The following is a 12,321-nucleotide window of genomic DNA, read 5'->3' as shown; positions in this document are numbered from 1 at the left end:
GGCCGATCGACCGTCTCCACCAGGTGAACCCCACCGGGAGGAGGGACGATGGACCGGTCGGACAGGGCAGTGGGCGGCCCGGGAGCCGAGCGGGCGGCGGAGTCGGGCAGGCAGCTGCGCCCCGGGCCGAAGCCATGACGGGCGGCAGCTCCAGGGCGGCGCACCACGCCTCCGCCCGGTCCCAACTGTCGCCCCGCGCGATCGCCTGGACGCTCGTGCGGGTGGCGGGCTCGATCATCGTGCTCACGACCCTGTACTACGTGCTGCCCTTGGACCACGCCTCGCTGCCGTCCGTCATCACCATGCTGGTCGTCGGGCTGGCCGGGTTCGTCACCTTGGTCGTTTTCCAGGTCGAAAGGATCGTCCGTTCCCCGCTCCCCGGTGCGCGCGCGGCCGAGAGCCTGGCCACCAGCGTCCCGTTCTTCATCCTGTTGTTCGCCGCCACCTACGTCGCCCTCGCCGGGCTGTCCCCGAGCAACTTCGGTGAGCATCTGACCCACACCGACGGCCTGTACTTCGCCGTCACCGTGTTCGCGACCGTGGGCTTCGGCGACATCACCGCGAAAACCGAGACGGCCCGCCTGGTCGTTACCGGCCAGATGATCGCCGATCTGGTCGTCCTCGGCGTCGCGGTCAGGGTCGTCGTGGGCGCCGTCCGGCGCAGCAGGCAGCGCATGGCACCGCCACAGGGCATGCCTGCCTCGCCGGGACTGCTGGACCGTGAGGACGACGATCCGGGCATCGGGCCGACGCCATGACCGCCCGGGACACCACCCGCCGCCCAGGGCGCTGGGCGGCGGCGACCTTCGTCGAGCACGTGGGCTCGGATGGTGTGGTCGTCCGCCGTGGATCGCGCCGCCACCGCAAGCACCAGATGCCACCCACCGGATCGACCTGGTGGGCGCCCACGGCCCGGGGCTGGTGGATCGCCGTCCTGTTCGCCGTCGGATCCCTGCTCTTCGCAATGGGCTCGATCCCTGGCTATGCCGATGCCGTGGGGGCACGCGGAGACACGGTCACCTATTTCGTCGGCTCGCTGTTCTTCACCTCGGCATCGCTCCTGTCGTACCGCGAGGTGGTCGACGCGTCCTCCACCGCGCAGAATCCGCACGGCCGGCGCTTCCTCGTCTACCAGCCTCGCCGGATCGACTGGTGGGCCACCGCGGTCCAGCTCGTCGGAACGATCTACTTCAACATCAGCACCGGGATCGCCATGGCCGACAACCTCTCCGCCGAGACGGCGCACCAGCACGTCTGGCGGCCGGACGCCATCGGTTCCCTCTGCTTCCTCGTGTCCAGCGCGTTGGCCTGGTACGAGGTCTGCCACGGCTGGCTCGCCTGGCGCCCCCGGGTCTGGTCCTGGTGGATCACCCTGACCAATCTGATCGGCTCCGTCGCCTTCGGCGTCTCCGCGGTGGCCGGCTTCGTCAACCCGGTCACGGGCCAGGTGAAGAACGCCGACGGGGCCGACACCCAGACCTTGATCGGCTCCATCTGCTTCTTCGTCGGCGCCGTCCTGCTGTTCCCCGAACGCACGGAGAAAGCGCCGCCCTGACGTCCTCGCTGCCCTACGGCGACGAGGACGTCAGGGGTCCGGCGCGGCGTCAGGCTGCGGCGGCCTTGATGGCGGCGATCGCCTCCGGGATGCCTGCGGACCAGGGGGTGCCGTGACCGGGGAGCAGCCAGCTGGCCTTCAGGTCCTGCAGGTGCTCCAGGGAGGCCAGGGCCTGCTGCGGGTCGTCGGTGAACGGCGCCGGCTGCGGCCCGGGTCGGCCGGTGAGGACATGACGGGTGGTCAGGGCGTCGCCGGCGAAGACGGCGTCGGCGACGGGGACGTGGATGGCGACGCTGCCGGGCGAGTGGCCGGGCATGCCGACGATCCGCGGGGCCCCGGGCAGGTCGAGGACCTGGCCGTCGTGAACGGGGACCACCTCGCCGAGGTACTCGGTGCGCAGGCCGCCCTTGCGCATCCCGTACCAGAGGAACCCGGCGAGGGCGCGCAGCTTGATCTTGCCGTAGGCGGGCTTGGTCTTGACCTCGCCGCGCGCTCGCGCGGCGTCCTCCTCGTGGACGTAGACCGGCACGCCGTACTCGCGGCGCAGGCGTTCGGCGAACCCGATGTGGTCGGTGTCACCGTGGGTCAGCACGAGGCCGCGGATGTCGGCCGCGGACCGGCCCATGGCGGCCAGTTCGCTGTGCAGGTCGTGCCAGTGCCCGGCCAGTCCGGCGTCGATGACCGTGATGCCTTCGTCGGTGTCGACGAGATAGGCGGCCACGAGGTCGTTGCCGATGCGGTGCAGGTGTGGGCCGAGTTTCATCACATGCTCCTGGGATTGCTATCGTTTGCCCTGATGGCTAATCTACGTAGCCATGATGGCTAACGTCAATAGCCAAGGCGGAAGGAGCGCTCATGCCGACGCCTGATCGGACCTCGCTGGAGGCCATCGTCGAGGCCGGCCGGGACATCGTGGAATCCGAGGGGCCGACCGGGTTGACCATGCAGGCGGTCGCCGCGCGGGTCGGAGTGCGGCCGCCGTCGCTCTACAAGCGGGTGAAGAATCGGGATGACCTGATCCGGCTGATCACCAAGGCCACGATCCGCGACCTCGGCGACCGCCTCGCCGCCGTCGAGGCGGAGGCCGGCACGGGCGACGCGAGCGGGCCAGAGCTCGACCCGCGCCGGACCCTGGCCGACATGGCGCGGGCCCTGCGCGGGTTCGCGCACACCCGCCCGGCCGGGTTCGGGCTGGTCTTCGCGCCCCAGACCAGCCCCGGCGGGGCCGACGTGGAGGCGATGACCGTGGCCGTCGCGCCACTGCTGCGGGTGGCGGCCACCCTCGCCGGCCAGGAGTACGAACTGGAGGCCGCCCGCACGGTCACCGCCTGGGCCAGCGGCTTCATCGCCATGGAGCTGGCCGGCGCCTTCAACCTCGGCGGAGACGTGGACCGCGCCTTCGAGTTCGGCATCTCCCGCCTCGCCGACGCCCTCGCGGCCCGGCCCGCGAACTGACACCACCCGCGTCAGCGCCGTACCGGCGCGGCGAACTTGCGCGGCCGGCGTAGGCGGCGACTTCTTCGGGACGGCAACCCGATCGAGCAGGTGGAGTACGAGCCGATCCTCCGCTGACCGCTACTCCCAGACGTCCGGGCCGCCCCCGAACCACTCGACGACGCCGGGCTGGTCGAGCAACGCCGGATCCAGGGCGCACTGGACCATGAACGTCTTCACGTCCTCCCGGGTATAGGCGCGGCCGACTTCCAGACCGAAGAAGTCGACGCGCCGGTAGTGCTGACCGGCGGCGTCGGTGTGGGGCCGGTGGACGGTGATGTGCGAGTCGTTCCGGCCCGCGGAGAAGATGCTCACGCCTCAAGGATTCAGCCCGTGCCGCGTGATCGCACTCGCTGGTTCCGACGATCAGGCCTGGGACGCGGGCAACCACGTCGCCAGCAGGTCGTTACGGAACTTCCCCTTCGGGTCGAAGTCCTGTGCGAGCGCGGCGAAGTCGCGCAGGCGGGGAACAGCCCGGTCGAGTTGCTCCGGGGTGCAGGAGAAGAGCTTTCCCCAGTGCGGGCGTGCGCCGAGCGGCAGCAGGGCGTCCTCGATCGAGGCGAGCAGTGGCGCGACGGCGGTCGGGTCGGCGATCCAGGTGAAGTGGAAGGCGACGCTGTCGCGTCGGTACGCCGGGCTCAGCCAGAGGTCGTCAGCCGCGACGGTGCGGATCTCCGAGGTGTGCAGCAACGGTGCCAGGCGAGGGCCGAGGGCCCGCAGCCGGGCGATCGCCGTGGCGGCCTGCTCGCGCGGCAGCAGGTACTCCGACTGCAGCTCGTCGCCCCGGCTCGGGGTGAACGCCGCGCGGAAGTGCGGCAGGCGGTCGTGCCACGGCCCCGGCTCTCCCAGCTGCGCCGTGCAGTTGTGGGCCGGCATGCCACCGATCGGGTGCTGCGGCGTGGTCGCGGGGACGGCACCCGCCACCGACCCGGCCGGCTCTGCGGCGCCCGTGCGGTGCTTGACCCACACCGCCGCGCGGTCGGGGTCCCAGGAGGTGAACGCGCTGACGCTGTAGCCGGACGCGAAGACCGCGTCGAAGTCGGCGGCGAGACGCTCCAGCGAGAGGCCGAGGTGGACCCGCTGGCTGACGTCGTAGGCCGGTTCGACGGCCAACGTCAGCTCGGTGACGACACCGAGCGCGCCGAGGGCCACGACGGCTCCCGGAAAGAGCACCGGATCAGCGTCCCGGCTCAGCTCCCGCAGCTCGCCGTCGGCGTCGACGAGTTCGAGGGCGAGCACGGCCGAGGCCAGTCCCTGGTTGTGGTCGCCCGAGCCGTGCGTGCCGGTGGCGATCGCGCCCGCCGCGGAGATGTGCGGTAGCGAGGCGAGGTTGGCCAGCGCCAGCCCCGGTCGCTCCAGCCCCACCGCGATCTCCCGTACCGCAGGCCGGCGCTCACCCGCACGGAGCGGCGATCCGGAGCGACCGTCAGCACCTTCGGCAGCGCGGCCGTGCTGACGAGGTCCCCGCGGGTGTCCGCGAGCGCGTTGAACGAGTGCCGCGACCCGAGCGCACGCACCTGTGCGGCCCCGCGGACGATGCGCCGCAACTCTGCGACGCTGGTCGGCTCGTGGAGCCGGGATGCCGAGTAGCGCAGGTTCCCGGCCCAGTTGGCCAGCGGCTCGGAGGGACGGTCTGGGGGCATCGGTCCTCTATTCGTCATGGCACTGAACAAACTAGTACGGGCAAGCCACGGAGAAAAGTCCCGACGTCCTCGACACCAGCGTGCACCTCCATTCGTTCGTTCGAGCGATTGTTGGGCGAACGTGGATGCGATCACCGTGGGGGTGTCGCAGGCTGGCCGCATGACCGAGTCGCCGGCCTCCAGCACACCGCACCACGCACACGTCGTGGTGGTGCACCACGTTGTCGATGCCAACCCGCCGTACCGCCGCGTGGACGTGCTCGGCACGCCGGTGGGCAAGGCACACAGCCTCCGGGACGTCGCCGAGTTCTGCCGACGGGCCGGCCTCAGGGAGCTCGATCCGGAGGATGACGACAGCGTCCAGTGGATCGGCGGCGGACCTCACGTGTGGCAGTAGGGGGTCCGCGAACAGGCGCACCGGGCGTGCGGTCGCTTCACCCCCCTGCCACAACAGACGGCCCCGGTGCCGCAAGGGGCGGCACCGGGGCCTTGTCGCGAGTTCGGTCGGCTCACGGCCATTCGTCGCGCAGGGACTCGACCAGGTCGTCGAACTCGTCGTCCGCAGGGGGCCTGGTGCCCTGGGGGTCGTCGGGGGCCTCGTCGAAGAGGTCGAGCTCGTCATCAGCGTCAGGGCTCTGCGGTGTGGTGCCGTTCTGCGGCATGGGTGCACTCCTCGTCTCGGGATCGGGTGCGTGCCCAGCACAGCAACGACCGAACGAGGTCGCGCGTCCTCACGTCCGATCGAGTGGGTCACGCACCGTCGTCGGCTCGTCCGGCCAGGATGCCGCCCGTTTCGGGCCGGTGCAGCGTGGAGCCATGAACGATGACCTGTCCTCTGCCGCACACCACCACGCCCACGTCGTCGTCCATCCCGTCCAGGACGACCCGATGACCGGCCCGTACCGGCGCGTGGACATCCTTGGCGAACACGTCGGCAAGGCCTACGACCTCGGGGACGTGGCCGAGTTCTGCCGCCGTGCCGGCCTGGACGAACTCGACCTGCAGTCGGACAGCATGGTCGACTGGCAGGGCGGCGGCCCGGAGGTGTGGGAGTGAGCGGGTACGAGCTGCGCGCGCAGCACGAGGCCGCTGATCCGGTCGGCCGGGAGACCACACGCTGGCACGTGCTGCGCCAGGGGGCGTTCGTCGCGATGTGCGGCTACCGCATCGACCCGGTGGCCGACACCAGGCCGATCGCCGATGTGCACGCGATCGCACCGGAGTGCCGCTGTCTCCAGTGCTGGCAGTGGTGGGATGCCGTGGAGGAGGTATGGGCCGAGGGCAGCCCCCGCGAGCCGGAACCGTGATCCTCGCCCCGGGTCTCACTCACTCGCTGCCGGCGGGACCCGCGGCCTCCGCGGGCGCGGCAGCGCTGTCCTCGCGGGGATGGAGGTGACCGGAGACCGCGGCGACCACGATCCCGAGGACGCTGACGAGGAGCGCGACCGCGAGGCTGCCCGCCAGCAGCCGGTTCCCGAGGGTGTCCAGGTGGAGGCGCCCGGCGGAGAGCAGATGGTCGTTGATCAGCACCGCGCCGGCGCACGCGGCGGCGTCCGCCGCCAGCCCCGGAACGACCGCGAACCCTGGACGGGCCCGGAGCAGACCCAGCCCGAGAACGATCACGACGAGCGCGGGCACCGCAGCGGGCAGCTCCAGCAGCCGCCCGTCGAGCGACAGGGCCTTCGAGCCGACCCAGGCTCCCCCGGCGACCCCGCCCAGGCACACGAGTTCCACCACGAGCGCGCGCCACACGGTCCCGAGGACGGTGCGCGGCGGAGCGGCCGGCGGTATCGGCCCCGGTTCGGCAGTCTGATCAACAGTCACCACGGGCCCAGAGTATGCCAGGGGGACGGGGGAGCCGATGGCCGCAACCGGGGTCCGGCCGCGGTCAGCCAAGAGCGGAGGCGTAGTCGGCGTAGCGGACCCGGCCCGTGGGGCTCGCCAGGATCGCGTCCGCCACGACCTGGGGAATCGGCGCCCAGCGCGCGGGCAGGTCGGCCGCCAGGGCGGGGTTCAGCGTGTAGAGCAGGGCGAAGTTGGTGGCCCAGAGGGTGGGGGCCATGGACATCCCGACCTCCGTGCAGACTCCGCCCTTCGTGTTGGTCACCAACTGCGCCTGACCTGAGATCTGCTGAGCCACGAAACCGAATCCGGCCTCCACCGGGTACGCCGAGCGGTACAGCATCCGCAGCGACGCGGTCGCACCGTTGTCCCGCATCCACGTACCCATGTAACCGCCGGGCGCGATCACCGTGTTCACCAGCCTCGTCGGGGCGGTCGCGTACGCCGGGCTCTCGAGCCAGCCGTCCTTGGTCACGAAGAGCCCGTAGCTCGCCAACACCGTCGGCGTGACGACACCGTTCACGAGCGAGTAGAGCGGGCGGCCCGTGGTGTTGGTGAGGATGCGCACGCTCGCGTCGACCAGTGCCGCGGCCTTGGGATCACCGCCGACGCCCCGGCCGGAGATGAACTCGGCGAACTGTCGCGGGGTGAAGGCGTCGGCCTTCCGCAGCCCCAGGCGCAGGGCGATCGCGTCCGCCGCGGGCTGTCCGAGCGGCTGGTTGAGCTGACCGGCGGAGGTGAGCTCCACCGGCGTCGCGCCCTCGTAGCGGCGCGCCCCCGCGAAGGGCAAGGAGAACCCCGTCGTGGAGCCGGCGCGCACGGCCGCCCCACACGCCGGCCCGGCGCTCACGGCGCTCGCGCCGCGCACGGCGGTCCCCGCCGTCCCGGCCGCCTCGGCGGCGCCGGAGCCGACGGCCTGCGTGCCGGCGAACGCGAGCAGGGCGGCCCCGAGGGCCGCGATCAAGCGGGAGGCCGCAGCTCGGCGCGGCGAAACGAGGAGGCTCATAGCAGGACTGTGGACCGCGCTGGCCACCCGCGGGCGCCAGCGCGCCGTCGGACCGCCCGCCTTCATTCCAGCGGCCGAATCCGGCTCCCGCGGCGGGGTCTCGCCGCGGCGGCGACGCGGACGTAGGCTGGTGGCACACATGGTTCCCCACGACCGGACGGTGCGTGGCGCTGGTGTTCATGAGCCGAAGCCAGAACCTGATGGAGCCGTTGCGTTACGTGACAGCTCCCTACCAGGACTTTGCCCCGCGCCCGCCCTCCAGGCCGGTCGAGTGGATCGAGCCCGCCGTCGCATCACGCGCCGGACCGGGCCCCGGACCCGTCGACCTCATCGGCCTCACCCTTGACCACTCCCCCGTCGCCGGGAGCCTGCGGGCCGCGGCGACCGCCCTGCACGAGGCTCCGCACCTGGCGTACGCGCTGCCGCTGATCCTCGAGGACACGATGACGCTCATGGCCGCGGAGTTCGCGAACGTACAGATCGTGGATCCGCGGGACGGCTCGCTGGTCCTGGTCGCCCAGAGCGGCTTCGGCCCGGGGTTCCTCGAGGACTTCGCCGTCGTCCGCGACGACCACTCCGTGTGCGGGCAGGCCGCCGGCAGCGGCGCCCAGGCCGTCGTGGCGGACGTGCGGGCCGAGCCGGCACTGGAACCGCACTGGGGGACCTTCCGCGCCGCCGGTGTCCGCGCCGTCCAGTCCACGCCGCTGGTCGACGAGCAGGGCAAACTGATCGGCATGATCTCCACCCACTCGCCCTGGCCCCGCGAACCGTCCGAGCGGGACCTGCAGGTCATGCGCCTGTACAGCCATTTCGCCGGCGAGGCCTTCGCCCGTCTGCTCCCCCGGTCCCTCCCGACCTAGCGTCGCGGGGCAGGTATCGAACCGGCATGAGAGCGCCTGCCCGCCTCGGTCGGGGCCGCCTCGGGCGCGCCGGCCTCGCCGCGCTGCTGATCTGCGCCGGCACCGGCGCGGCGGCCATCGCGGTGGGCGTGTCCGGCGCGTCGGCCGCCGCGGTCGGACTCGGCGTTGCGTCGGTCGCCTCCCTGCGGATCGCGCTGCTGTTCCTGCGCACCGGCGTGGTCCGCCCCCCATGAGGCCGACCCATCGCCCTCAGAGGGTGACGACGACCTTGCCGAACGGGTTCTCGTCACGGAGGCAGCGGTAGGCCTCCCCTGCTGCCTCGAAGGGGAACACCCGGGCGATCACAGGCCGCAGCCGTTGGGCGGCGAGGACCCGGTTCATCGCCTCGAAGTCGGTGCGGCTGCCGACCGCGATCCGCCGGATCGACACGAAGTTCCCGCCGAAGGGGTCTGTTATGGGCGCGGCGGCGGGAAAGGCGCCGATCAGGGTGATGCGCGCGTTGTAGGCCGCGGCGGCGACGGACTTCGGCAGGGTCGGCAGGCCCACCGCGTCCACCACGTGCTCGGCCCCGTCGCCGCCGGTCAGCTCGCGCACCGCAGCGTCCCACGCGGGGGTCTCGGTCCGGTCGACGACCTCGTGCGCGCCGAGCTCACGCAGGCGCTTCGCCTTCTGGGGCGAGGAGGTGACGGCGACGACGCGGGCGCCGTGCACCCGGGCGAACTGGATCGCGGACAGCGCCACCGCGCCACTGCCGACGGTCAGCAGCGTCTCCCCCGGCCCCGGCGGGGTGGGCTTGGTGACCGACGCCCAGGCGGCCACCGCCGCACAGGTCAGCGACGCCGCCTCGGCGTCGGTGAGGTGGTCCGGCACGTGCACCACCGACTCCTCCTCCAGCAGCACGTAGCGGGCCAGCCAGCCGTCGTGGGTGGCCCCGTACTGCTCGCGCACGGCGGCGAGCCGCTGCGGGCCCGCGACCCAGCTCCGGAAGTAGGTACCCGTCACGCGGTCGCCGACGGCCGCGCGGGTCACGCCGGGACCGACCTCGATGACGTCACCCACCCCGTCCGACAGCGGAACGACGCCGGGCCTCGCGGAGAGGGGGTACGTGCCGTCCATCAGCATCAGGTCACGCCGGTTCAACGACGCGGCCCGGACCTGGACCAGGACCTGTCCGGGCCCGGGGGCGGGCCTGGCCCGCGGCCGGGCGCGGAGACCGTCCAGTCCTCGCAGGGGTTCGAGCCGGTACGCCTGGTCGGGCAGCTGGTCGACGTCGGTGTGGGTGGGTTGGTCGCTCGTGCCGAGGAGTGTGGTCATGCCGAGGAGTGTGGTCACCACAGCGTGCTCCGTGCGATTCCCTGGAAGGTATCGCGGGACCGCACGGGGACGATGAGGATGGCCCTATGCCGATCACGGCGGAACCGAACGGCTTCGCGACCGAGCTGCGCCGCTGGCGGGCCCTACGGCACTGGAGCCAGCTGGATCTGGCGATCGCCGCCGACACCACGCAGCGTCACCTCAGCTTTCTGGAGCAGGGCCGTTCCCGCCCCGGCCGCGAGATGGTCATCCGCCTCGCCGAGTCGCTCGGACTGACGCTGCGCGAACGCAACGCGCTGCTGCTGTCGGCGGGCTACGCCCCGGCGTTCGAGGAGTCCGGCCTGGACGCGCCAGGGCTGGAGCCCGTCCGGGCGGCGCTGCGCAGCATCCTCGACGGTCATCTGCCGTACCCCGCCGTAGTGGTGACCAGGCGCGGCGTCCTGGTCGACGCCAACGCGGCCTTCGCCGTCTTCACCGAGGGCTGCGCCCCGGAGCTGCTGCGCCCGCCGGTGAACGTCCGCCGACTCGCCCTGCACCCCCGTGGCATGGCGCGGCGGGTGCTCAACCTGCCCGAGTGGGGCCGCCACGTCACCGAGTCCATGCGCACCCGGCTGCGCGCCAGCCCCGACCCCGAACAGGAGTCCCTGCTGGCGGAGTTGGAGGTCTACCTGCCGCCCGCCGAACCTGGCCCCGACTACCTCGGCTTCGCGGTCCCCCTCAGACTCCGCACCGCCTCCGGCGAACTGAGCCTCATCACCACGCTCACGACCTTCGCCACCGCCACCGACATCGCCCTGGCGGAACTCCACCTCGAAGCCTTCCTGCCCGCGGACGAACCGACGGCCGCCTATCTGCGCAGCCTGCGTCCCTGAGGCCCCCATCGCTCAGCGGCAGGACGGTCCGTGGCTGCCGCTGTAGCACGGCTCGTACGCGGTGGTCGGGCCGGGCGTGGGAGGGGGCGGGTGCGCCTCGTCGTAGGACCGGTAGGCCAGCCCGAGGAGAACGGCCAGAATCACGGCCGCGAGCACCTGGGAGACAACGACCACCGGCGCCCGGAGAAACCCCGCCAGCACGGCGAACGCGACCGCCGCGATCAGCAGCCACCACGTCCGGTCGAGGCCTGCCCGGAACGCCGCGTCCAGCTCCGCCGACGGCTCGCTGAACGCGGCCCCGATGACGGCCATGAACTCCGAGGCGACGTAGAGCAGGCCCTCCACGATGAACAGGGCCACCGCCGTGGGGATGTCCACGCTTGCGGAGGCGCGCTCGCGCGGAAGCCAGCCACGCGATGGCGGACGGTCCGGGAGAGCGGTCATGCGGACACTCTGTCGGACTTCGGCTCAGGCCGCCTGAGTACGCCTACTCAGGGCGGCCCTCCGCCGGTCCGCGCGGCAGGAGCGCGGCTCAGCCCGTGGCGGGGCGGGAGGGGTAGCTGAGGATGCCGGTGAGGACGATTCGGAGGAGGGCACGGAGTTCGATGTGGAGCGGGACCTCGACCTCGGGCGACTGGCACCAGCGGTAGAGGAGGCCCAGGTAGGCGTCGCGCAGCATGCTGCCCGCCTTGAGCGGGTCGATGTCGCAGGCCACGTCGCCGCGCGCCTGGCCGGCGGAGATGACCTGGGCGAAGACGTGGTTGGCGTACTCCTGCTCCTCCTGGAGCGGCTGACCCGACTTCACCCACGCCGTCAGCATGACCGGGGTCAGGCTGCGCTCGGCCTCGTTGAACTCGGCGAGCGCGAGCATGCACCGCTCCAACTGGACGGTGGTGCCGTCCTCGGTGTGGGAGAGCGAGCTCTCCATGTAGGCCTCGAGCTTCTCCTGGCGCAGCTTGGCCCAGGTGGTGACGAGGTCCTCCTTGCGCTGGAAGTGGTTGAAGAAGGTGCCCCTGGCCACGTCCGCGCGCTCGGTGATCTGGTCGATCGTCGTGTGCTCGTAGCCCTGCTCGGCGAAGAGTTCCAACGCGGAGGTGTACAAGCTGTCGTGGACGCGCTGCCTGCTCCGCTCACGCCGGCCCAGGGGGCGGGTGGCCGTGTCTGCCTCAGTCGTCATCGTCTCTCTTCCCGGTCCATCGTGGCGTCTGCGTAACGCCCCCCGAAGTCCCGCGACGGCACGCCTGCTGGCGCGTCGCAAGGCCAGCGTCTGCGGCGACGGCATTTCCTATACTGTAGTGCATCAATGGATCTCGGTGCCAGATGACGGACGCCTTGCGAGGCCATCGCCCGCAACGAGCTCGCAATGCGCGCGAAAAAATACCGCAGCGTGCGGCCCCCGCACATGGAACTGGAACGGCCGCACCGCCCTTGGGCGGTGCGGCCGTTCCAGTTGGCGCCGGAGCGCCGGGGCGCCGTCAGGCGTGTGCTCCCGCCAACTCGGCCGCCAGGGCGGCGGTGCTCTCGCGGCCCAGCAGCCGGCTGGCCGGCACCTGGACGCCGAGGTCCTGCTCCAGCAGACGGCGGAGCTGAACGGCCATCAGGGAGTCGAGGCCGAGGTCACGCAAGGGCCGTCGCGGGTCGACGCGGTCGACCGTGGTCCCGAGGACCTGCGCGGCGTGCGCGATGATCCGGTCCTCGGGCAGGTGCGTGGCCTGGACCGCGGCGCCTGCCGGCT

Annotated in this window: 18 protein-coding genes and 1 pseudogene; 9 read left to right on the top strand and 10 right to left on the bottom strand. The window is 72.0% G+C overall.

The window, feature by feature from the left end; all coding sequences use genetic code 11:
* Positions 1–134: 134 nt before the first annotated feature.
* Both DN069_RS33500 and DN069_RS33495 read left to right on the top strand, forming a co-directional pair.
* Positions 135–758 (top strand): potassium channel family protein, encoded by a 624-nt coding sequence (locus tag DN069_RS33500; protein ID WP_111507009.1) that lies wholly within the window; start codon positions 135–137, stop codon positions 756–758.
* Complete coding sequence (locus tag DN069_RS33495; protein ID WP_207892366.1) at positions 755–1,555, top strand: YrhK family protein; 801 nt, start codon at positions 755–757, stop codon at positions 1,553–1,555. Before DN069_RS33500 ends, DN069_RS33495 begins: the two co-directional genes overlap by 4 nt.
* 49 nt (positions 1,556–1,604) lie before the next feature.
* Here the strand turns inward: DN069_RS33495 and DN069_RS33490 are convergent, their stop codons facing one another.
* Complete coding sequence (locus DN069_RS33490; RefSeq protein WP_111507008.1) at positions 1,605–2,318, bottom strand: MBL fold metallo-hydrolase; 714 nt, start codon at positions 2,316–2,318, stop codon at positions 1,605–1,607.
* 92 nt (positions 2,319–2,410) lie between these two features.
* Here DN069_RS33490 and DN069_RS33485 point away from each other — a divergent pair, with 92 nt between their 5' ends.
* The gene (locus tag DN069_RS33485) at positions 2,411–3,010 is read left to right on the top strand and encodes a TetR/AcrR family transcriptional regulator (protein ID WP_111507007.1); all 600 of its coding nucleotides are present in this window, start codon (positions 2,411–2,413) and stop codon (positions 3,008–3,010) included.
* A 120-nt stretch (positions 3,011–3,130) separates the two neighbouring features.
* Here DN069_RS33485 and DN069_RS33480 read toward each other — a convergent pair whose 3' ends face one another.
* On the bottom strand, positions 3,131–3,364 hold the full coding sequence (locus tag DN069_RS33480) for a hypothetical protein (protein ID WP_111507006.1): 234 nt from the start codon (positions 3,362–3,364) through the stop codon (positions 3,131–3,133).
* Positions 3,365–3,415: 51 nt separating this feature from the next.
* Positions 3,416–4,692, bottom strand: a pseudogene (locus DN069_RS33475) (D-arabinono-1,4-lactone oxidase).
* A gap of 160 nt (positions 4,693–4,852) precedes the next feature.
* On the opposite strand from DN069_RS33475, the gene DN069_RS33470 reads away from it, so the two are divergent.
* On the top strand, positions 4,853–5,089 hold the full coding sequence (locus DN069_RS33470; protein WP_243640095.1) for a hypothetical protein: 237 nt from the start codon (positions 4,853–4,855) through the stop codon (positions 5,087–5,089).
* A 112-nt stretch (positions 5,090–5,201) separates the two neighbouring features.
* On the opposite strand, the gene DN069_RS40560 is transcribed toward DN069_RS33470, so the two are convergent.
* Positions 5,202–5,354, bottom strand: a complete 153-nt coding sequence (locus tag DN069_RS40560) for a hypothetical protein (RefSeq protein WP_165845749.1) — start codon at positions 5,352–5,354, stop codon at positions 5,202–5,204.
* Between the two features lie 154 nt (positions 5,355–5,508).
* Here DN069_RS40560 and DN069_RS33465 point away from each other — a divergent pair, with 154 nt between their 5' ends.
* The gene (locus DN069_RS33465; RefSeq protein ID WP_111507005.1) at positions 5,509–5,748 is read left to right on the top strand and encodes a hypothetical protein; all 240 of its coding nucleotides are present in this window, start codon (positions 5,509–5,511) and stop codon (positions 5,746–5,748) included.
* Positions 5,745–5,999: a hypothetical protein gene (locus tag DN069_RS33460; protein WP_111507004.1), complete on the top strand. Its 255-nt coding sequence runs from the start codon at positions 5,745–5,747 to the stop codon at positions 5,997–5,999. Before DN069_RS33465 ends, DN069_RS33460 begins: the two co-directional genes overlap by 4 nt.
* A 19-nt stretch (positions 6,000–6,018) precedes the next feature.
* Here the strand turns inward: DN069_RS33460 and DN069_RS33455 are convergent, their stop codons facing one another.
* Together DN069_RS33455 and DN069_RS33450 are read right to left on the bottom strand one after the other, a co-directional pair.
* On the bottom strand, positions 6,019–6,519 hold the full coding sequence (locus DN069_RS33455) for a hypothetical protein (RefSeq protein WP_133260130.1): 501 nt from the start codon (positions 6,517–6,519) through the stop codon (positions 6,019–6,021).
* A 61-nt stretch (positions 6,520–6,580) separates the two neighbouring features.
* On the bottom strand, positions 6,581–7,540 hold the full coding sequence (locus tag DN069_RS33450) for a hypothetical protein (protein ID WP_207892365.1): 960 nt from the start codon (positions 7,538–7,540) through the stop codon (positions 6,581–6,583).
* Between the two features lie 179 nt (positions 7,541–7,719).
* Here DN069_RS33450 and DN069_RS33445 point away from each other — a divergent pair, with 179 nt between their 5' ends.
* On the top strand, positions 7,720–8,400 hold the full coding sequence (locus tag DN069_RS33445) for a GAF domain-containing protein (protein WP_111507030.1): 681 nt from the start codon (positions 7,720–7,722) through the stop codon (positions 8,398–8,400).
* A gap of 26 nt (positions 8,401–8,426) precedes the next feature.
* The gene (locus DN069_RS33440) at positions 8,427–8,633 is read left to right on the top strand and encodes a hypothetical protein (RefSeq protein ID WP_111507002.1); all 207 of its coding nucleotides are present in this window, start codon (positions 8,427–8,429) and stop codon (positions 8,631–8,633) included.
* A 16-nt stretch (positions 8,634–8,649) separates the two neighbouring features.
* Here the strand turns inward: DN069_RS33440 and DN069_RS33435 are convergent, their stop codons facing one another.
* Positions 8,650–9,714 carry a zinc-dependent alcohol dehydrogenase family protein gene (locus DN069_RS33435; protein ID WP_111507029.1) on the bottom strand — a complete coding sequence of 355 codons (1,065 nt, stop codon included), beginning with the start codon at positions 9,712–9,714 and terminating at the stop codon, positions 8,650–8,652.
* An 86-nt stretch (positions 9,715–9,800) separates the two neighbouring features.
* On the opposite strand from DN069_RS33435, the gene DN069_RS33430 reads away from it, so the two are divergent.
* Positions 9,801–10,586 (top strand): helix-turn-helix domain-containing protein, encoded by a 786-nt coding sequence (locus tag DN069_RS33430; RefSeq protein ID WP_111507001.1) that lies wholly within the window; start codon positions 9,801–9,803, stop codon positions 10,584–10,586.
* Positions 10,587–10,598: 12 nt separating this feature from the next.
* Here DN069_RS33430 and DN069_RS33425 read toward each other — a convergent pair whose 3' ends face one another.
* The 3 genes from DN069_RS33425 to DN069_RS33415 form a co-directional block, all read right to left on the bottom strand.
* Complete coding sequence (locus tag DN069_RS33425; protein WP_133260129.1) at positions 10,599–11,030, bottom strand: DUF6234 family protein; 432 nt, start codon at positions 11,028–11,030, stop codon at positions 10,599–10,601.
* Positions 11,031–11,118: 88 nt separating this feature from the next.
* A complete protein-coding gene (locus DN069_RS33420; RefSeq protein WP_111506999.1) occupies positions 11,119–11,763 on the bottom strand; it encodes a TetR/AcrR family transcriptional regulator in 645 nt (214 codons plus the stop codon).
* 298 nt (positions 11,764–12,061) lie between these two features.
* A partial coding sequence (locus tag DN069_RS33415) for an acyl carrier protein (protein ID WP_133260128.1) occupies positions 12,062–12,321 on the bottom strand: 260 nt, incomplete at its 5' end.

Source organism: Streptacidiphilus pinicola, assembly GCF_003258295.1.
GTDB lineage: Bacteria > Actinomycetota > Actinomycetes > Streptomycetales > Streptomycetaceae > Streptacidiphilus > Streptacidiphilus pinicola.
Note: the sequence above shows the minus strand (reverse complement) of the source record. Positions and strands in the feature narration are given on the sequence as shown.

Bases quoted from the DNA above. Each gene is read 5' to 3' on its own strand.
- DN069_RS33470 (WP_243640095.1), top strand. From the start codon at position 4,853: ATGACCGAGTCGCCGGCCTCCAGCACACCGCACCACGCACACGTCGTG.
- DN069_RS40560 (WP_165845749.1), bottom strand. From the start codon at position 5,354: ATGCCGCAGAACGGCACCACACCGCAGAGCCCTGACGCTGATGACGAG.
- DN069_RS33430 (WP_111507001.1), top strand. From the start codon at position 9,801: ATGCCGATCACGGCGGAACCGAACGGCTTCGCGACCGAGCTGCGCCGC.
- DN069_RS33445 (WP_111507030.1), top strand. From the start codon at position 7,720: ATGAGCCGAAGCCAGAACCTGATGGAGCCGTTGCGTTACGTGACAGCT.
- DN069_RS33500 (WP_111507009.1), top strand. From the start codon at position 135: ATGACGGGCGGCAGCTCCAGGGCGGCGCACCACGCCTCCGCCCGGTCC.
- DN069_RS33425 (WP_133260129.1), bottom strand. From the start codon at position 11,030: ATGACCGCTCTCCCGGACCGTCCGCCATCGCGTGGCTGGCTTCCGCGC.
- DN069_RS33440 (WP_111507002.1), top strand. From the start codon at position 8,427: ATGAGAGCGCCTGCCCGCCTCGGTCGGGGCCGCCTCGGGCGCGCCGGC.
- DN069_RS33420 (WP_111506999.1), bottom strand. From the start codon at position 11,763: ATGACGACTGAGGCAGACACGGCCACCCGCCCCCTGGGCCGGCGTGAG.
- DN069_RS33435 (WP_111507029.1), bottom strand. From the start codon at position 9,714: ATGACCACACTCCTCGGCACGAGCGACCAACCCACCCACACCGACGTC.
- DN069_RS33495 (WP_207892366.1), top strand. From the start codon at position 755: ATGACCGCCCGGGACACCACCCGCCGCCCAGGGCGCTGGGCGGCGGCG.
- DN069_RS33450 (WP_207892365.1), bottom strand. From the start codon at position 7,540: ATGAGCCTCCTCGTTTCGCCGCGCCGAGCTGCGGCCTCCCGCTTGATC.
- DN069_RS33490 (WP_111507008.1), bottom strand. From the start codon at position 2,318: ATGAAACTCGGCCCACACCTGCACCGCATCGGCAACGACCTCGTGGCC.
- DN069_RS33485 (WP_111507007.1), top strand. From the start codon at position 2,411: ATGCCGACGCCTGATCGGACCTCGCTGGAGGCCATCGTCGAGGCCGGC.
- DN069_RS33465 (WP_111507005.1), top strand. From the start codon at position 5,509: ATGAACGATGACCTGTCCTCTGCCGCACACCACCACGCCCACGTCGTC.